Here is a 17,757-nt window from a genome sequence, read left to right on the forward strand (position 1 = left end):
ACAACCCGCAGCAACCACAGCGGTGACGCGACAGATAACCGCCAGCCTTGGCGGTACAGAGGCCGTCCCGGCGTCAGGTTCAAGCGGCCTTGGCACCTTGTAAACGACCGAGCATTTCGCCGTAGCCACCGCGCGCAACAAACTCCAGTTCCGGCTTGGTTGGCGCACGGGCCAACGCGTCATTGCGGAACGGAAAACGTCCGAATTCGCGGATAATCGCCCGGTGCGCGCGCGCATGTAACAGATTATCACCGCCATCATCGGACATGCGATCACAGATCAGCCGCACGCAACGTTCCTGGTCGCAGAGGTTTTCCGAATGCATGAGCGGGAGGTAAAAGAACTGCCGCGCGGGGGCATCGATCCGCATGTCCCAGCCCTTGTCGATGGCGGATTTTGCAGCGGCCAGAGCGGCCTTGTCGCTGGCAAAGGCGCGGCCTGAACCGCGGAACATGTTGCGCGAAAACTGATCCAGTAAGATGATATAGGCCAGCGCCCCATTGGGATAGGTCAGCCAGAGCGAGAACTTCCCCTCACAGGCCCCACGCCATGTTGCCTCGAAACGGTCTTTGATCTCACGATCAAGCGCATCGGATTGCTTGTACCATCCTTCGGGGCCAACTTCATCCAGCCAAAAACTCAGAATTTCTTCGGGGCCAATCATTACACGTCTCCAAATAACCGTACTATAAGCGTATCGTACGTTTCAATTCAGTCAATTTCCTAGTCACTTTTTGCATCATAACGACACATTCAACCTCTGTTTGTGGTGTTTTCGTCGCCTAATTCGGTTTCAATGGCGTATTCCTGCGCATATTCCAAAGCGACCGGAGTGGAAGATGGGGTCACGGCGACATAGGCACCGGTTTCCAACACTTGTCTGCCCACAGTCGAACGATAGCCCGCATAGACCACGAGCAAGGCGAACAACACCCCGGTAAAGAGATAAAAGCCACCCGGCCCGACAACATCCATCATATATCCCGTGATGATCGGCCCCGAGATCGCGCCCAGCCCGTTGATGAAAATCAACCCGCCCGAAGCGGCGGCCATATCATCATGCTCCAGAAAGTCGTTGGTATGGGCGATCAACAGCGAATAGAGCGGGTTAGACATGCCCCCGACCACAAAAGCAGACACCAGCAACATCGTAAATTGCGCGCCCATCAACATCCCGACAAGCGAGCCTCCCGCACCGATGGCCGACAGAATCAGGATCAAAATCCGCCGATCCATCCGGTCCGAAATCCATCCGATCGGGTATTGCAGCACCACAGCACCCACAAAGAAGGTGGCCACGAACGTCGAGATTTGCGCCACGCTCAGCCCGGCCTTGGCCCCGTACACCGAGGCCATGCCGAATTGCGCCGAGAACACGCCGCCCAACAGGAACATGCCCACACAGCCCAGCGGGGAAAAGCCGACAAGTTCCTTGAGGCTCATGGGTTTGGTGCGGTCAAAGGCGGGTGTGGGGCTGATCGAGAGCAAAATCGGGGTCACGGCGATGGAAACCAACACCGAAGGGATTACGAAGAGCACGTAGCCCGAAGGGTCCGCCGTCAGCAGCAGGGCTTGGCTGAGGACGATGCCCGCAGTCTGCACGATCATATAGAGCGAAAGCGCCTGGCCGCGGTTTTCATTGGTCGCCGCGTTATTGAGCCAGCTTTCCGCCGTCACATAGACCGCCGAAAAGCAGAACCCGATCAACACCCGGCCCAGCGTCCAGACCCAGACTTCGGTGAAGGTCGGATAGAGGATCATCACCGCCGAGATCAGCGAGGCCAGCGCCGCGAAGACCCGCACATGGCCGACCCGGCGGATCATCCCCGGTGCCATGCGTGAGCCGCCCAGAAACCCCGCGAAATAGGCCGACATGACGATGGACATTTCCAGCGTGGAGAAGCCTTCGATCTCGCCGCGAATGCCGAGCAATGTGCCCTGCATCCCGTTCCCGACCATCAGCAATGACATGCCCAGCAACAGCGCCCAGGCTCCTGACAATACTTGCAACATGTGGTTCTCCGTTTCATCCAGGCCTGTGCGTCTGGCCCGTGCTTGCCTGAACGCGCAGGCCCGGTCCGTTTCATGTGCGACGTCAAACGTCGCTTTGCGCCTTCACGGGATTATTTCGGGAACAGAAGCGATGCATCGCCGTACGAAAAAAACCGGTACGACTGACTTATGGCGTGATCGTAAATCTCGTGAACCCTGTCCTGGCCCATCAGCGCGGAGACCAACATCATCAGCGTCGATTTGGGCAAATGGAAATTGGTCATCAACCCATCGGTGACCTGAAACCGGAAACCGGGGTAGATGAAAATATCCGTATCCCCCTGCCACGCGGCAATCCGCGCGCCGCGCGCCGCCGTCTCGATCAGCCGCAGCGCCGTGGTCCCCACCGGGATGACGCGCCCGCCTGCCTCTTTTGTCTTGATGATTTCGCCTGCGGCCTGGGCGCTGACCTGGCCCCATTCGGCATGCATCTTATGGGTGGTCACATCATCGACCTTCACCGGCAGGAAGGTACCTGCCCCCACATGCAGCGTGACATGGGTGAAATCCACGCCCATATCCGACAGCGCGGCCAGCAAGTCCCGATCAAAATGCAGTGAGGCGGTGGGGGCTGCGACAGCACCCTTGTTGCGCGCAAATACGGTTTGATAATCGGTCTTGTCGCGCGCATCCGCCGGGCGTTTGGCCGCGATATAGGGCGGCAAAGGCATCGCCCCGGCAGCGTTGAGAGCCGCGTCGAAATCATCACCCTTGAGGTTGAATGCAAGGTGCCCCTGCCCGTCCGCCGTCCCTTCCAGCCGCGCGCTCAGATCGTCGGTAAAGCAGATGTCCTCGCCCGGCTTCACCTTCTTGAGCGGCTTGATCAAGGCAGCCCAGGTCCCATTACTGCGCGGCTCCAGAAGCGTGACCTCAATGCGCGCCTCCGTCTTGCCCTGCGCGCTCGTTCGGTGCCGCACCCCGGTCAGGCGCGCGGGGATCACCTTGGTGTCATTGAGCACCAACCGATCGCCCGCACGCAGAAACCGGCTGAGGTCGGACACAACCGCATCCGTGATCTGCGCGCCGTGGGCCACCAACAGGCGCGCGGCGGTGCGCGGCACCGCAGGACGGGTCGCAATCAGATGTTCGGGCAGATCAAAATCGAAATCACTGAGTTTCATGGCGGCGCTTTAGCGGTCCGACCCGTGGGTTGCAACCGGTGCTCTGCGCTCGATTACGGGCGGCGGGGTTTCGCCGTCCTCCAGCGGCACATCCGGCCTGGGCGCGCGGAACAGATCCCGAATACCCCCCGGTGTCAGCGCGGTCAGCGGATTGACAAAAACCTCCGGATTTTTGGCCGTGCCGGTGAGCGAATAATTGAAGGCAAAGAGCCCCTCGCCCTTGCGCGTAAAGACGCTGCCAATCCCGTTCAGGATATAGACCGGCGTCAACACGCCCTGCATCTGCAACTGCCCGCTGTCCAGCGCATAGATCCCATCCATCGAAATCCCCATGGAGGGGCCGACCGCACTGGCCTCGCGCAGCGTGATCCGGGTCGGGGTGAGGCGGAAATCGGCATTGACCTCGGAAAAATAAAGGCTGCTGCCGCCCTCCGCGTTGAACAGCCCCACAATGCTGACCGCATTCAACAGGGCGGCTGTTGCAGGTGCATCCACCACGCTCGTTTCCAAAACCCGCAGCTGTCCGTCAAAGGCACCATCCCGGCCCACCGGCGTCAGGATCAACTCGAACTGCCCGCCCCGCACCTGTTGCAACAGGTTGGCCGAGGCCAGAACCGCGCCTGCATCTTCGGCCGTCAGACGGATCGCACTGCGCGTGCCCTGGGGGATCATCCGCCCGCGCACCTGCGCCCCCCCGTTGATCGTGCCGGTGAAAGCCCCATCAAGCCCGCTCCCGGTGGTAAAATCGCCCCTGATATCGCGGATCGCGATGGTGTCGGAAACCTGCAGGCGGTCCAAAGAAACGCTCAGCGGGGTTTGATCCCCCGCAGCGGCGGTTTCGGGAATATCAGCACGGCGCAGATCCAGCGTGCCACCGCGCAAATCCACACCGACCGGCACGCCCGGGCCGCGCCCCACCAGATCGACCTGTACATCCAGCCAATCCTCTACACGGACACGCGACAGGCGCACGCGATCCAACGCCCCCGCACCGGAAAGGACAATGTCGCCCTGTGCCGTCAGGCCCGGTGCAGTCAGGATCAGGCTTTGTATCTTTGGCACCTCACTCAGCGTTGCGACGATGGAAAAATCAGCGGGTGCGTCGGCCCGCTTGGACCAACCGATGGGGGGGATGGAGAGCGTTATGCCGCGCAAATCAGAGGACAGATCCAGTTCCGGCGGCTGATCCTTTTGCAACACCACGACAACATCAGCCTTGCCCTGTCCGCGTACATATTCGGGGGGCAGGCCAACCTTGAGCGTTTCCAGCGCTTCCGGGGAGATGTCGATCTGGCCGGTCACGCGACCGGGAGTGCCGGGCGCGCCGAGGGGCTGCTCCCATGTCACATCGAAAGGCACCCCGTCCAGATCCCCTGCCCCGCGCAGGGTAATGACCTCATCCGAGGCCACCAGCGCCAACCGCGGCGCGCTCACCACGCGCTCCTTTACCAACGCACTACTGCGCAGCGATGTCACCTCGCCGGTGAGGTGAAAATTGACCTGCTCGACCTGCACCTGCTTTTCCAGCGGCAATGCCAGTGTCCCGGAAATGGAGGCATGACCCTGTGCCAGCGACACAGGCTGGCCCGCTTTGCGCATGATTTCAAGCGGCGGTTGATCCAGTAACGACAAGGCTGCGGTCACCGAGGAGTCCGTTTCCAGGCGGATAACACCCGGCGTGTCTTCGCGCGCCTTGGTGTCGGGAATGATGAACGAGCTTCCGGCCAGATCGATGCTGCCGCCTTCTGGTGCCTCGACTTTGCCCTGATCCACAATCAGCGCCAAGCGGTCCCGGATGATGGAGGCATGGCCTTTTGCATCCTTGATCAGGGGCATGCCCTTGAGAAACTGCACATCCACACCGCTGAAATCAAAGCCCAGGAATGTTTCCGGCTCTGTGCCCGCGCGCCACCGCAGCGCGGCATTGACGTCCTGCGCGGTGCCCGAAAACAGGTTTTCACTCAACCAATTGCGCGTTTTGGGTTTGACCGCTTCGGGCCAAAGCGCCATGAGACGCGGAGCCTCAAACCGGTCCAACTGCGCATCCAGAGCGATATCCCAGCCGTTTTCATCCGCACCCACCGTGCCGCTGGCGGATAGGCGATTGCCCTGATCCATAATCTGCAACCGCCCCAGGTGCAGCGCAAAGGGGCGTGGCGTGAGACGGAAATCAAGCTCGGCCTCTGTCACCTGCACCGGCGTTTCGTAAAAATCCAGCGGGTTGATTTCGAGATCCGTCAGCCGAAGTTGCCCGACGAGGTCCTCGATCCGCCCCTGGCCATCATCGGCCAAGGCGGCGCTGCCTTCGAGACGCCCGCTGACCCATTTACTGTCAAGTGACAGCTCATCAAAGCGCAACACCCCCGTCGCGGGGGCATAGGTAAAATAGCTGCGGGCACCCTCAATGGGAATCGCGCTGGATTCAGGGGTCGGCTGGATGACGCCCGCGCCGATCTGGAAAGTCGCGCTCACCGGCTCAAAGGCACCACTTGCATCCATGCCGCCGCGCAGCGAGCCCGAAATCGGTGCCCGCAGCGCGCGCAGCCACCCAAAGGCGGGCCCCTGCACGGCCACATCACCCGCGTCCACATTGGCGAAGGTCACGCCAAAATCCGAGGCTGTTTCACCGATGCGCCCTGCGTAGCTTGCAACCAGTGTCGCCACATCTGCGCCACCGCCCAGAACCGCCAGATCAACCGCGAGCCGCAATTCATCACCGCTGCGCTCAAGCGTCAGCCGCCCACCGTCGATCGTCCAGGCACGGTTTGCCCGCTCATCCTCATAGCGCAGCGTCAGGGCATTCAGATTGGCCGCGTCAAGGTTCACCAGACCCGGACGCAGCAGCAATTCATCCAATTCAGTGATGAGTTCGACAAGGTTGGGCGCCTGGCGCGCAGGCGGCGGGACAGCCCCCGACCCGGTACCCGCAGAGAGCGAGACCGCGCCCTGCGCACTTCGGCGCAGGTTCAAAAACACACCGCCAAGATCAATAGAACGCAACTCCAGCTTACCGCGTAACATTCCCTTGCGCGACAGGCTGGCGCGGACTTCGGAGAAGGCAATGATTTCCCCGCCATCGGGCGTGCTGGCACGCACATCACGCACCTGAACGCGGGGGCGCCAGTTTTCATCGACGATCACCATCATGTCGCCGTAGCTGACAATGGCATCCGGGATCAGGGTGGTCAGACGCCTATCAATCTGCGCCCGCGCCCAGTCGGGTAATACCATGGCGCGGTCCTTCACCCACCAGAGCCCACCGCCCGCGCCGGCCAGCACCAAGGCCAGCAGCATCCAGACCGCCAGAGCGGTTTTCTTGCGACGCGGCTTGCGGGGCTCAGATGTCTGGGGGTCCATACCGTTTCTTGAATTGCTGCGAGGGCTTTGGCGAAACTTGGATGCAGGCCTTCACTCTGGCGTGCCTGGCACTATTATGTCATCTCAGCCCGAAGCTTAAAACCGAAGAGAGACCCATGCCAGAGATTTCGCACCCCGCTCCGAATTTTACCCTGCCCAGCACCGATGGCGGTGATGTCACCCTATCGGATTTGCGCGGTAAACCCGTCGTGCTGTTCTTTTATCCGCGCGATAATACGCCCGGCTGCACCAAGGAAAGCATCGCCTTTTCCGAGCACCGCGCGGCATTTGAGGCCGCGGGCGCTGTCGTCTTCGGCATTTCCAAGGATAGCATGGCCAGCCACGAAAAATTCGTGACCAAAAAGGAGCTGACCGTACCGCTTTTGTCCGACGAGCATGGCTCGGCCTGCGAAGACTATGGCGTGTGGAAAGAAAAGAGCATGTACGGCAAGAAATTCATGGGCATTGAACGCACCACCTTTCTGATTGGGGCAGATGGTATGATCGCACAGATTTGGCCGAAGGTGAAAGTACCCGGCCATGCAGAGAGTGTTCTGGAAGCCGTTCAGGGGCTGTAATTGCGCGCGGCAGGTGCTTAGCAGGGATGGAATAAAACGTAATTTTCAAGAGCCTTAGAGGCTTAAGTTAATGTAAATGGACGTTGGCGCTAATTGTTGAACCGCACCGGTTTCGGCGCGGTAAGACCTCGATCTCTGAGGGGCGCTGTAGTGTGATCCACTCTCTCACAGCACAGCGCCTCCATAACCCTCTGGATTATCGCGCGATGACGATATCGGCGCGCAGACCGCCCAGCCGTTCGGAACTGCTCAGACGCAAGACGCCGCCATGCGCGCGCGCGATATCCGTTGCAATGGCAAGTCCCAGACCGACACCGCCCCCCTTGTCCTGATTGCGCGACGGATCAAGGCGGGTGAAAGGGCGCGTGGCTTCCGCGCGGCGGTTTTCCGGAATACCGGGGCCATCATCCTCGACCCGGATGCGCAAGGTCTTATCCGTAAACAGCACTGAGACCTCCGCCATCGCGCCGTAGCGCACCGCGTTTGAAATCAGATTGTCCAACGCCCGCCGCATCGCCAGACCATTCAGCTTGATTGTCCCGGTGCCATCCCCCTGGCTGGGCATCATCCGCACATCCCGCCCTGCCCGACCGGCTTCGCTCACAACGCTTTCGGCCAGCGCATGCGGATCCACGGCCTCGCTTTCCCCCTCACCCGCCCCTTTAACGAAGTTCAGGAAGGCATCCAGCATCGCCTGCATGTCATCCACATCCTGCTCCAGCGCCATGCGCTCCTCATCTTCCAGCATGGACAGGCTCAGACGCATGCGGGTCAGGGGCGTGCGCAAATCATGGCTGACCCCGGAGAGCATCAGAGTGCGTTGCTCGATCTGGCGCTCGATCCGGTTGCGCATGTCCAGAAAGGCGTTGCCCGCAGCCCGCACCTCTACCGCACCAGCAGGCGTGTAGGGTTCATGGCGCCCGCGGCCAAATGCTTCGGCTGCGCGCGCCAACCGTTTGATGGGCCGCAATTGATTGCGCAGATAGAGAATTGCAATCACCGTGATCAGCCCGCCAAAAAACACCATATTCACAAAGAGCTGATGCGGGTTGGAGGCAGAGATACGGCGGCGGTCAAAACTGATCTTTACCATGCCGTGCCGCGTATCAGCATAAACATGCACCCGGCGGTTTTCCGTCAGATCGATGGCCGCGATCTGCCCGATTTCATCAGGAAGGCGTTTGACGATCACTCTGCCTGAAAAGTCATACCAATCGCGCAGCGTGCGTGCGGGCACATCGCTTGCCGGGATCGGCGTCACCGTGATGGCGAGCTGCGAGGCCCGCTCGATCACCGCACTTCCCGTCGAGCCGCGATCCGGTGCCTGATCAACGATCGACAGGACAAGACGCAATTCGCGCGCGACCGTATCCGTCATCTGTTGCGTCACATCCTCAAAGTGGCGTGTGAGAAACAACACGGTCACAACCAGTTGCAAAACCACCACCGGCAACAGCAGGATAAGAACGGCGCGCGCATAAAGGCTGCGCGGCATATATTGTTTGAGCCAGGCAAAAAACATAAGCTGAACCTAGCGAGACCGCAGATCATTAGAAAGAGCGAATGCCCATGACAGATGCGTTTGATCCGCCCCCCGGAGAGGCGGTCCATTTGCGCCCCGGATTGCGCCGGATTGTGGCTTCAAACCCCTCTGCGATGACCTATCGTGGCACCAATACCTATCTGCTGGGAGATCGTGATATCGCCGTTATCGATCCCGGACCTGACGATCCGCACCACCTCAAGGCGATCCTGGCGGCCATCGCACCGGATCAGCGGATCACACATATCATCGTGTCACACACGCATCTCGATCACACCCCCCTGGCGCGACCGCTCCAGGCGCATTGCGATGCGCAGATATATGGCTTTGGTGGTGCCAGCGCCGGGCGCTCCGAGATCATGCAACATCTCAGCGCAAGCGGCTTGGTTGGTGGTGGAGAAGGTGTGGACAAAGGGTTTTCACCAGATGTCACGCTTGCGGATGGCACCTTGATCGAGGCGCAGGGGTGGCGTTTGGAAACGCTCCACACGCCGGGGCATATCGGCAATCACATTTGTCTGGCGTGGGGTGATGATTGCTTCACGGCCGATCATGTGATGGGGTGGGCAAGTTCGCTGGTCTCCCCACCAGACGGAGATTTAAGCGATTTCATGGCGTCTTGCCGCCGATTGGCACAACGCAAATGGCGCAGTTTTTTCCCCGGCCACGGCGATGTGATCGCAGATCCCGCGGCGCGCCTGGACTGGCTGATCAAACATCGCAACGCGCGCGAAGCGGCGATCCTTGCGGCATTGCGGGCCAACCCCGCCCCGGCCCTGACCCTTGCAAAGGTCATCTACACGGAAATTCCAGATCATTTGTTACCCGCAGCAACGCGGAACGTTCTGGCACATCTCATCGATCTGATGCAGAGAGAAAAAGTGGCACCCTTAGGTGAATTGCATTCAGAGGCAGAATTCAAACTGCTGTAATCAAAGCGGCTGTTAGAGCGGGTCGCCCAAAGGGAACATATTGCGGATACATCAATTTTGATGGCATGCGCCGCCAAATTGCTCTTGAGCAAGCCATTTGCAGCCATGCGGTCACCAGTAAGAGAGCACGGATCAGTGGCTGCAGTAAACAAACTTGCCCTGCTGACGATTACGTTAAGTAGCTTCATCAGTAGTGCCATTCTTCGTTGTATCCCCAATGTATTCCGTACAGTAACCCGAAGGGACACTGAAAACCCTTATTCATATGGATTTCAATGGGATAGAAGGAGAAAAATGGCTCCGGCGGTAGGGATCGAACCTACGACCAATTGATTAACAGGGAACGACTCGCCAAGGGTGGTTCGCCAGATTTGATCAGTAAAATAGGGTAAAGCACTGTTCTGCAACGAAAAACAAGTTGTGCAACCACCGGTAGAGAACCGAACATGTCCTCATTGAATGTTGCAGAGGATGTTGCAGAGATGCCTAACCATAACCTGACCACACGCCCCGCCATTGCGAAGATCAAGCAAGCGCAGGGCAACACCATCATGTATTCCGACCCATCGGTGAAACCCGATCCTGATGCCCGCGGCATCCGTCTTGCTGTCGGAGCCACCAAGAAGACGTGGGTGCTATCGAAGCGCATCGACGGTAAGGTGCGGTCCGTCACGCTGGGCGCATGGCCTGACTTGCCGACCGTCTATACCGCCCGCGATGTGGCAAAGGAAAAGATGGATGCTATCACGACCCGCACAGACGACCGCTCTACGGGCATCCACACGCTGCGCGATGCGATGGAATCCGACATCGAGCAGTCGGATGCATCGGAGCGAACGAAGACCTATTACCGCGAGCAGATCGAGCGTCACCTTGCCAAGCTGTTCGACCGGCCCATTGACGAATTGACACTGCCGGACCTTGAACGCGCCCTTGCGCCCCATGTCGATGGCAACGGCAAGCCGACCTCGAAGCAGCAGCACCTGCGCCAGATCATTGGCACGGCGTTTAAACGGGCGTCGGTTGTCCGTCGTATTCCAAACGTGGCCGACGCGCTCAAGAAGGTGAAATACCGGGCGCGGAACAACAAGGTGAAGTTCGATGTGGACGAAGCATGGCCCGCCCTTGAACTGATCTACGCAAAGAAGGCTCACAACCTGATTATCGGCACGGCTTGGGAGGTGATGCTGTTCACGGGCCTCCGCGCCAAGAACGTGACCGAACTCCGCTGGGCCGACATTGACCTCGACAGCGCCCGTCTGCGCGCCGCTGAATTGAAGAACGGGACGGAGGCGGCATTCCCCATCGCTGACCGCGTTGTCGCGGCGCTGCGTGCGCTGCCCCGGCACAGCGAATGGGTCTTCCCGCAGCACGACACGGAAAAGCACATCTTCCATCCGCAGCAGTTGAAAGGCGATGGTGTCCGCATGACGCCGCACGATGCCCGCCGCCTGTTCACGACCGCAGCCCGCCGCTTGCGTCTGCCGTCTTACATCATCGACCAGTTGCGCGGTGACATGGAGAAGGGCGTGCAGGATCTCTATGATCAGGGGTCCATGTCCCACAAGGACGCGAACGCCATCGCCAAACAGATTGAGGTCGAATGCGGGGCAGTACCTTCTTCGAATGTTGTCCAGATCGGCGTCAGGCGCTAATGTGGTCGCGCGTCGATGTCGCTGTGCGGCAGAACAAGCCGGCGTGACCATATTCGATCCATCAGGGGCTGGTGCCGGATCGTATGAAGGCATCCGCCAGCATATCAACAGGCCTGCGTCTATTCTGAACGTGAAGGAGCCTGTCGATGGAAGAACTCACCCAAGAAATCCGTGCGCTGCGCGATGAGTTGCGCGGCTTGCAGGTCAAGCAAAAGCTGCCTGATCTCATGACGCCTGCGCAATGTGCGGAATACCTGAACCGCTCGGAGGAGGTGCTTTACCTCTGGCGCAAAGAACGCAACGCAGGCGCACAAAGCGGCCCGCCGTTCTTGCACATTTCCAGCCGGACAATCCTGTATGATCGGGAGGACGTTCTTGAATGGGCACGTTCTCACCGCGTGAACTGAAAAGAGGGACGAAGCCGCTAGAACCTCGTCCCTCTCGTTTTCATCAAAGCAGCGAACCCATCGCATCGACAACTCGCTTATACATCACGCTTTGATGGAAACCGACCAGAAAACAAGGTAATAGCGTCTGCAAGAAAGAAGCAGATGCACATATTTACAGCAACAAGCACCGGCCCGGACCTCCGAAAGGTCTGGCGTGCAGGCGACAACGGCCCGGAGCAGGACGAGCGTTCTGAGGGCTTTCGGTATGCCAAGGATTTCATCTACGAGCGGCACGACGTTGCTACGCTCGATGGCGTTTGCGACCTTCTCAACCGCCTTTCTGATGTACCTACGGCATCATTGGTTCTTGGCGAACCATTGATCGAACGCGGTGGGCGCACGGGCCTCGACTTTGCGGACAATGCCACCAGCTTGTGCGTCGTCGATCTCGACTCATTGGAATATGACGGAACCGCAGAAGAAGCGGTGCGTTTTGCATTTCCATTCCTGCGCAGTCGTCGGTTTGTCTATGCCTTTTCGCCGTCGCCGGGCTTTAAGCCGGGGCATCGCCTCCGGGTCGCGTTTGAAGTCGAACCGTTGGACCTAACCGAGCAGCAAATCCACGCTGAACACTGGAACGCTGACCTTTCGCAGCGCATCGGGACCGACAGAAAACTGATCGACTATGGAATCTATAAGCCGGGTGGCTTTGTCTTCACGGCCAGACCCGAACTTCGCGGCCTAGACGACCCACATCCTGTGCGCGCACACTTGGTCGAAGGCATCGCTGGGCCTGTTGATGTGCTTAAGCTGCCCGACATGATCGAGGTCGATGTGGCACCTGCTGTCTTACTGGGGCAGATGCCGACGCTCCGCTGGGATGCAAGCAGTCGTCACGACTCGGTTTTGAAGTTCATGGTCGCCTATCGAACCGCGTTCCCTGAAAGCGTCTTTACCGAGTGCTGGGCTGCATTGTCCGGTGAGTATGAACGGCTTGGCGTGCGCGCGGCTGACAGGCATGACTTCGATGAGCGATACATCAAAGCCCGCTACCACAAAATACGCGGCGCACGGCGCAGGCGTAAGGCGTTCCCGACGACGCGGCGGGAGGTGCCGCTCGCTCAGGCGACGCAGCGGCTCAGTGACGAGATCAAGACATTCGTTGCGGCAAACGAACCGGGCGTGAAGGTGATCGAAGCAGAGGCGGGTCTCGGCAAAACCTATTGGGCGCTTCACTGGCTCGGCGTCGAAACCCGATATGCCGAACACACCAACGGCATCTTCTTCACCGACCTCTATGTGCCTAATCATAACCTTTCCGCACAGATCGAAGCAGACGCCCGCTCGCACGGCATGACCGCCTACACGGAGCTTGGTCGCAGCCAAGATTTGCACGGGCGACCCGTCTGCACGAAGCATGAGGCGATCTCAAAGGTTCAGGGGATCGTTAAGGAAACCCGAAAAGCGTTCTGTGGCAACGAGGTGGCGCAGTGTTCCGACCGACCTGGCTGCTTATGGTGGGAACTGCACAACAAGTCGCTGACCCATGATCTGCGCATCCGCACCCATGCTCACCTGCCGTTGCAGATCGCCAAGGAACACGGACACAGCCGCGTGCCGAACTTCGTTGTGATCGACGAGAACTTTCTCGGCGCGTTGATCAAGGACGGCTATGTCGAGATCAAAGACCTGTGCGACGTGATGCGCCACGATATGGGCGAATGGCTTTTGAGGCTTGCCCAAGTGTTCAAGGACGGCTTGACCATCGAACGGCTTGAGGGGGCCGGATTTACGGTCGAAGTCTGCAAAGAATTGATCAAGGCGGAGACTGAACTTGCACCGGAGGTCGAGATCACGCCCGACATGTCAGCCAGCGAGGCGCTGAACGCGGCGACCGACTACGATGGGCAGTGGTATAAGTACGTCTCATTCTGGCGTCGTCTGCGCGATGCGCTTGAGGCTGGCTCGCTCAACCGCCTGCGCGTCACGCCGAACAAGAAGGGCGTCTACCTGAACTGGCGGCAGAAGATTGCGGGCATCCCGTGGGACAAGGAGACCAATCGCCCGCGCGTGCCTGTGTTGATCCTGTCTGCGACCATCAAGCGGTCGATGGTCGAAGCCGTGTTGCCGGTGGATGAATGGGTTTCCATCGAAGTTGAAAAGCACCCAGACGCAAAGGTGACTCAGGTTCCAATCAACACGTCGAAGAAGTCTCTGCTCTACGGCACGGGCGACCGCGTTGAGGAATGGGATGAGACGGACAAGAAAGACAAGGCACGGGCAGAACAGTTCCGGGCAGATGTAGCGCGCATTTCAGAGGGGCGGTATCTGTTCTCCTATAAGGCGCTTATAGACGAAAACATGATGCTGGCCGGATGGTTCAATGCTCTGGAGGGGCTGAACGATTGGGCGGGCGGCAAGATCGACATTGTTGGCCGGCCATTACCAGCGCCACAGGACGTTGAGGACATGGCACGCGCTATCCATCAAGACGGTGATCCGATTGTGCCTGTCGCGCAATGGTATCCCAAGCGTCCGATTGCGATGGTCGGCGGCGCTGGCATGGCGTGGTGCGAACGCCACACCGATCCGCGCGTTGAAGATTTGCGCTGGGTCGTCTGCGAAGGTGCGATGATGCAGGCGGCAGCGCGGGCGCGGCATGTGCGGCAGGGCTGCGAGATCAGGCTGTTCACGAACATGGTGTTGCCAGTGAAGGTCGATGAGGTGCAGCGGTTCGATGATCTGCTGCCGGACGAGTTGGAATATGCCCGTGCGCCTGTGCGCGTCGCCACGCCAAAGATGGCGCAGATGCTGTTTCGGAAGTTTGAGGAAATGTCACCGAACGGGATCAAACAGGGATTGGGCGACCTATTCGGCTGGGCGATGGAACGTCGGGCCGAGTTTATTGAGGTGAGGATGCGCGGCGACAATCACTGGCGGCGCGTCTGGATTGGTGAGGGCGGCTGGCGGTATCTGTGTGATCGGTTGGAGGTCGTCGATTGGCGGGAACCTGTGCGGCGGAAGGACGACAACGCTGCGAGGTTCGACGCCATGCAGGATGCATCGCGGCACATGCAAGAGGTGCGTGAGTTGCGCGAAGCGTTCGAACGTGAGCCTTGGCTTGATGAAGATGGCACGGTGTTCGCAGGGATGGTGACGACGGCTGAGGGCTGGGAGATCGACGCCGATGCGCTTACGGCAGAGACGCAGCCAGCAGTGTGGCCGTGGCATGGTGCGCAGTATCGGTGATGCGCAGTTGCGACTTGGTCGCAGTTATACCCTCACTCGTCTTAATAGTATGTATCTCTATTAACGGCAGTGACGGTATAAACTGCTGCCTGTGATGCCGCGCTGCGGACATGCTGCCACTGTCACTCGGAGCGGTCTATCCGTGATGCGTCAACAATGCTGACATAGTTGCGCATGACCAATTGATCACCGATCAATCGCACTGGTGGATTGCACTTGCACATCAAGCGGTTGGACAGCCTCTGCAACAACGCTGCAACATCCAGTTGCGACCAAGTCGCAGATACACACCGGCACCTTTTGGAACCCCCTGCTGCTGACGTGGAAACCCGGCCCCACAGTCGGAAACATCTGAGCAAAAATCTGCGACCGCGCTCGACCCCCACGACAGCCCCGGCCAGCTAGGCGCGTGCTGCGCAACTTGACCCTCGCCCCTACGTCTGTGCCCGACGGCCCGACAACTGCCTTCACGCGGGCGCTAAGCGGGTTTCTTTTTCGCGCCCTTGGGTTGTCGCTTTGGGACACCCTTGCCAAGTTCGGCTCCAATGTCTTCAAGCAAGAAGGCGCGATGCAAAAAGGCTTCTAGGATAGTCATCATGGCATCCAATTGCTTAGGCTTCGGCTGCCAACCCCGATGTGCTGCTGCACTTCCTGCGTCGATCAACGCGCCGAGAACCGTCTTTTCCTTTTCGGTGATGTGATCGCCAGCCTTCAACTCATTGAGTTTTTGTTGAAACGTCTTGGCTGGGTCAATCTTGAGCAATTCAGATGCGCGATCAAACACTGTCCGCATACCGATTGCGGCTAAAACGCCCAAATTATTATCTAAGGCAGTATAAACGTCATTGAATAGCGATCCAAGAACGCGGTCCTCAAAACCTATTTCAGCTACCCACTCGGGGGAGCGACGCTTAGCCGCTGGAGGCCAGTAATGAACGGTTTCAGTGTATTCTGTTTCTTCTTCACCAGTTTCTGGATCATAATAATGGAAGTAATCTTCGGAATTTGAACTTGTAGATTTGAAGTAGTGTTGACCACAGCCTCGGCACTCCAATACCCGATAGAACGTATTGGCTTGGAAGTCGAAGCCCGCGCCGCCTCCGTGAAATTCATCTTTGTGCTCCGCGACAATATCCGCGCGATCCGATCCACAACTTGGGCAATGACCCTCTTCAAATTTCTTGTCCGCCATTGCTCGGGCATCTCCGCGATTTTCATTTAGCTTAGAGTCTACCCGTCAGGGCGACAAAGCTCCACCTGATTTATTCAGCCCGAACAACCTCCTGCACCTCATTCCTGAGTTGAGCGCCCCGGCGGCGTCCGTCCACATTCGATCTGCGCGGCTTGGCTCATCTGAACGGCCATCTTCGCGCGACGTTCCTTTCGGATGGCCGTTCACCCACAACGAAAGCATCAACCCATGCAAATCACTTTCACCGCAGACGGTGACGAGGCCTGCACGCTCGCTCAAAAAACCGTTTCATCCTCGACCGCCTTCTCCATCCCGATCTCGAAACCGTTTTTGCAATCCGGCCTCCGTGAACTGCTGCTCAACCCCGAACAGCGCGACGTGATGGTCGATTCCGTCATGATCGACCGTTCCCGCGATGGTCTTCGTGTCCATGCGGGCAGCGGTCGCTTCGAACTGCCTTACCGGCACCTGCTCGCCCTCGTCCTTGAGGCGACGGCATGAGGAATTGGGACCGGCTGCAATCGCAATACCACCTCATTCGCGACTGCCTCGACGGCGAAGATGCTGTGAAGGATCAAGGGCAATTGTATGTCCCGAAACCTGACGGCATGTCGGCGCAGAATTACACCCACTATCTTGACCGCGCCTGCTTCTACGGAGCGCCGGAAATGACTCTCCGCGCCCTTGTCGGTCTCGCCCTGCGCAAAGACCCCGTGGTCAAGCTGCCGCCGCGCCTCGAACCGATGAGGTTGAATGCGACCTATGAGAACGCGCCGATGCAGGTTCTCATTGAGAATATGGTGCGCGAGGTCGCGACGATGGGCCGTTTCGGCATCCTGCTCGACTTCCCGACAGACGGCGCAACTGCCAATACCGTGCCGCACATCAGCACCTTCCGCGCGGAAAGCATCGAAGATTTCTCGACAGGTTTTGTCGATGGTCGAAAGATGCTGACCCGCGTGCATCTGTCGTCCGATGAACAATGGGAAGATGCGGACGTAACCTATGAGTTGATTCTTGAGGCGGGCGTCTATCAGTTCCGCCGCTTCATTCGTGACCAGCACAAAACCCGCGTCGATGTGGGCGACAACCATATCCCAACAGTCAACGGCAAACCACTGGATCAGATTCCGTTCTTGATGGTCAGCCATGAAGGGCTAGGGATCGAACCTACGACCAATTGATTAACAGTCTGAAAAAGCGAGTAAATCATGGTCCATTCTCGCCAATTCGGGGCGTACGAACCCATGTAAACAAGGCAATATTCGTCCTATCGGCTCACTCGGCATCATCCGAGCTGTGCCCAGAAACAGTGCTCAGGACGGTATTTATCAATGACCATATTCAAGTTCACAGAGGCGCGGGTTCGCGACCTCGAATTGGGTTCCGGCATCCACAGAGACACGGACGTGAAGGGTCTACTCTGCATTTGCCACAAGACCACGAAGACCTTCGCTGCGCAGGGCGATGTACGGCGGAACAAGCGCCACGTCCGCACCGTTCGCGTCAAGATCGGACGCACCGATCTGGTCCGTCTGGGCGAGGCGCGAAACGAGGCCAGAAAGCTGATGGCGTCGATCCGACCGCTGGACCCGAGGCTACAGGCATGACGCTGGAACAGGCCCTCGTCGAGCACTTCAAGGAACGGAACCTCTCGGCGGCAACGGTGCGAAACTACCAGTACCACAT

The 17,757-nt window shown here is 58.8% G+C and carries 14 protein-coding genes; 8 read left to right on the forward strand and 6 right to left on the reverse strand.

The features are described from left to right. Window positions 1-79: 79 nt before the first annotated feature. The 4 genes from ROLI_RS11895 to ROLI_RS11910 form a co-directional block, all read right to left on the reverse strand. Entirely contained in the window at window positions 80-664 is a 585-nt protein-coding gene (locus tag ROLI_RS11895) for a DUF924 family protein (RefSeq protein ID WP_187429653.1), read from the reverse strand. Window positions 665-753: 89 nt separating this feature from the next. Beyond that, complete coding sequence (locus tag ROLI_RS11900; RefSeq protein ID WP_187429652.1) at window positions 754-2,013, reverse strand: MFS transporter; 1,260 nt, start codon at window positions 2,011-2,013, stop codon at window positions 754-756. 110 nt (window positions 2,014-2,123) lie between these two features. Beyond that, window positions 2,124-3,173 (reverse strand): tRNA preQ1(34) S-adenosylmethionine ribosyltransferase-isomerase QueA, encoded by a 1,050-nt coding sequence (queA, locus tag ROLI_RS11905; protein ID WP_187429651.1) that lies wholly within the window; start codon window positions 3,171-3,173, stop codon window positions 2,124-2,126. Window positions 3,174-3,182: 9 nt separating this feature from the next. Then, complete coding sequence (locus ROLI_RS11910; protein WP_187429650.1) at window positions 3,183-6,530, reverse strand: AsmA-like C-terminal region-containing protein; 3,348 nt, start codon at window positions 6,528-6,530, stop codon at window positions 3,183-3,185. A 116-nt stretch (window positions 6,531-6,646) separates the two neighbouring features. Here ROLI_RS11910 and ROLI_RS11915 point away from each other — a divergent pair, with 116 nt between their 5' ends. Continuing rightward, window positions 6,647-7,108, forward strand: coding sequence for a peroxiredoxin (locus tag ROLI_RS11915; RefSeq protein ID WP_187429649.1), 462 nt, complete (start codon window positions 6,647-6,649; stop codon window positions 7,106-7,108). A 196-nt stretch (window positions 7,109-7,304) separates the two neighbouring features. On the opposite strand, the gene ROLI_RS11920 is transcribed toward ROLI_RS11915, so the two are convergent. After that, window positions 7,305-8,630 carry an ATP-binding protein gene (locus ROLI_RS11920; protein ID WP_187429648.1) on the reverse strand — a complete coding sequence of 442 codons (1,326 nt, stop codon included), beginning with the start codon at window positions 8,628-8,630 and terminating at the stop codon, window positions 7,305-7,307. A gap of 41 nt (window positions 8,631-8,671) precedes the next feature. Here ROLI_RS11920 and ROLI_RS11925 point away from each other — a divergent pair, with 41 nt between their 5' ends. The 4 genes from ROLI_RS11925 to ROLI_RS11940 all read left to right on the forward strand — a co-directional run bounded on the left by ROLI_RS11925 (window position 8,672) and on the right by ROLI_RS11940 (window position 14,876). Continuing rightward, the gene (locus tag ROLI_RS11925; RefSeq protein ID WP_187429647.1) at window positions 8,672-9,583 is read left to right on the forward strand and encodes an MBL fold metallo-hydrolase; all 912 of its coding nucleotides are present in this window, start codon (window positions 8,672-8,674) and stop codon (window positions 9,581-9,583) included. Between the two features lie 446 nt (window positions 9,584-10,029). Then, the gene (locus tag ROLI_RS11930) at window positions 10,030-11,238 is read left to right on the forward strand and encodes a tyrosine-type recombinase/integrase (RefSeq protein ID WP_187429646.1); all 1,209 of its coding nucleotides are present in this window, start codon (window positions 10,030-10,032) and stop codon (window positions 11,236-11,238) included. 146 nt (window positions 11,239-11,384) lie between these two features. Beyond that, window positions 11,385-11,645, forward strand: coding sequence for an AlpA family transcriptional regulator (locus ROLI_RS11935; RefSeq protein ID WP_187429645.1), 261 nt, complete (start codon window positions 11,385-11,387; stop codon window positions 11,643-11,645). A 144-nt stretch (window positions 11,646-11,789) separates the two neighbouring features. Beyond that, window positions 11,790-14,876, forward strand: coding sequence for a hypothetical protein (locus ROLI_RS11940; RefSeq protein ID WP_222869468.1), 3,087 nt, complete (start codon window positions 11,790-11,792; stop codon window positions 14,874-14,876). 478 nt (window positions 14,877-15,354) lie between these two features. Here the strand turns inward: ROLI_RS11940 and ROLI_RS11945 are convergent, their stop codons facing one another. Continuing rightward, window positions 15,355-16,068 carry a DUF4145 domain-containing protein gene (locus ROLI_RS11945; RefSeq protein WP_187429643.1) on the reverse strand — a complete coding sequence of 238 codons (714 nt, stop codon included), beginning with the start codon at window positions 16,066-16,068 and terminating at the stop codon, window positions 15,355-15,357. Window positions 16,069-16,296: 228 nt separating this feature from the next. Here ROLI_RS11945 and ROLI_RS11950 point away from each other — a divergent pair, with 228 nt between their 5' ends. The 3 genes from ROLI_RS11950 to ROLI_RS11960 all read left to right on the forward strand — a co-directional run bounded on the left by ROLI_RS11950 (window position 16,297) and on the right by ROLI_RS11960 (window position 17,678). Further along, entirely contained in the window at window positions 16,297-16,569 is a 273-nt protein-coding gene (locus tag ROLI_RS11950; RefSeq protein ID WP_187429642.1) for a hypothetical protein, read from the forward strand. Continuing rightward, window positions 16,566-17,252, forward strand: a complete 687-nt coding sequence (locus tag ROLI_RS11955; RefSeq protein WP_187429641.1) for a hypothetical protein — start codon at window positions 16,566-16,568, stop codon at window positions 17,250-17,252. The genes ROLI_RS11950 and ROLI_RS11955 overlap by 4 nt, the downstream gene beginning before the upstream one ends. Before the next feature lie 150 nt (window positions 17,253-17,402). Further along, on the forward strand, window positions 17,403-17,678 hold the full coding sequence (locus tag ROLI_RS11960; protein WP_187429640.1) for a hypothetical protein: 276 nt from the start codon (window positions 17,403-17,405) through the stop codon (window positions 17,676-17,678). Window positions 17,679-17,757: the final 79 nt, after the last annotated feature.

It is taken from the genome of Roseobacter fucihabitans (genome assembly GCF_014337925.2).
Lineage (GTDB): Bacteria > Pseudomonadota > Alphaproteobacteria > Rhodobacterales > Rhodobacteraceae > Roseobacter > Roseobacter fucihabitans.

Bases quoted from the DNA above. Each gene is read 5' to 3' on its own strand.
- ROLI_RS11895 (WP_187429653.1), bottom strand. From the start codon at position 664: ATGATTGGCCCCGAAGAAATTCTGAGTTTTTGGCTGGATGAAGTTGGC.
- ROLI_RS11900 (WP_187429652.1), bottom strand. From the start codon at position 2,013: ATGTTGCAAGTATTGTCAGGAGCCTGGGCGCTGTTGCTGGGCATGTCA.
- queA (WP_187429651.1), bottom strand. From the start codon at position 3,173: ATGAAACTCAGTGATTTCGATTTTGATCTGCCCGAACATCTGATTGCG.
- ROLI_RS11910 (WP_187429650.1), bottom strand. From the start codon at position 6,530: ATGGACCCCCAGACATCTGAGCCCCGCAAGCCGCGTCGCAAGAAAACC.
- ROLI_RS11915 (WP_187429649.1), top strand. From the start codon at position 6,647: ATGCCAGAGATTTCGCACCCCGCTCCGAATTTTACCCTGCCCAGCACC.
- ROLI_RS11920 (WP_187429648.1), bottom strand. From the start codon at position 8,630: ATGTTTTTTGCCTGGCTCAAACAATATATGCCGCGCAGCCTTTATGCG.
- ROLI_RS11925 (WP_187429647.1), top strand. From the start codon at position 8,672: ATGCCCATGACAGATGCGTTTGATCCGCCCCCCGGAGAGGCGGTCCAT.
- ROLI_RS11930 (WP_187429646.1), top strand. From the start codon at position 10,030: ATGTCCTCATTGAATGTTGCAGAGGATGTTGCAGAGATGCCTAACCAT.
- ROLI_RS11935 (WP_187429645.1), top strand. From the start codon at position 11,385: ATGGAAGAACTCACCCAAGAAATCCGTGCGCTGCGCGATGAGTTGCGC.
- ROLI_RS11940 (WP_222869468.1), top strand. From the start codon at position 11,790: ATGCACATATTTACAGCAACAAGCACCGGCCCGGACCTCCGAAAGGTC.
- ROLI_RS11945 (WP_187429643.1), bottom strand. From the start codon at position 16,068: ATGGCGGACAAGAAATTTGAAGAGGGTCATTGCCCAAGTTGTGGATCG.
- ROLI_RS11950 (WP_187429642.1), top strand. From the start codon at position 16,297: ATGCAAATCACTTTCACCGCAGACGGTGACGAGGCCTGCACGCTCGCT.
- ROLI_RS11955 (WP_187429641.1), top strand. From the start codon at position 16,566: ATGAGGAATTGGGACCGGCTGCAATCGCAATACCACCTCATTCGCGAC.
- ROLI_RS11960 (WP_187429640.1), top strand. From the start codon at position 17,403: ATGACCATATTCAAGTTCACAGAGGCGCGGGTTCGCGACCTCGAATTG.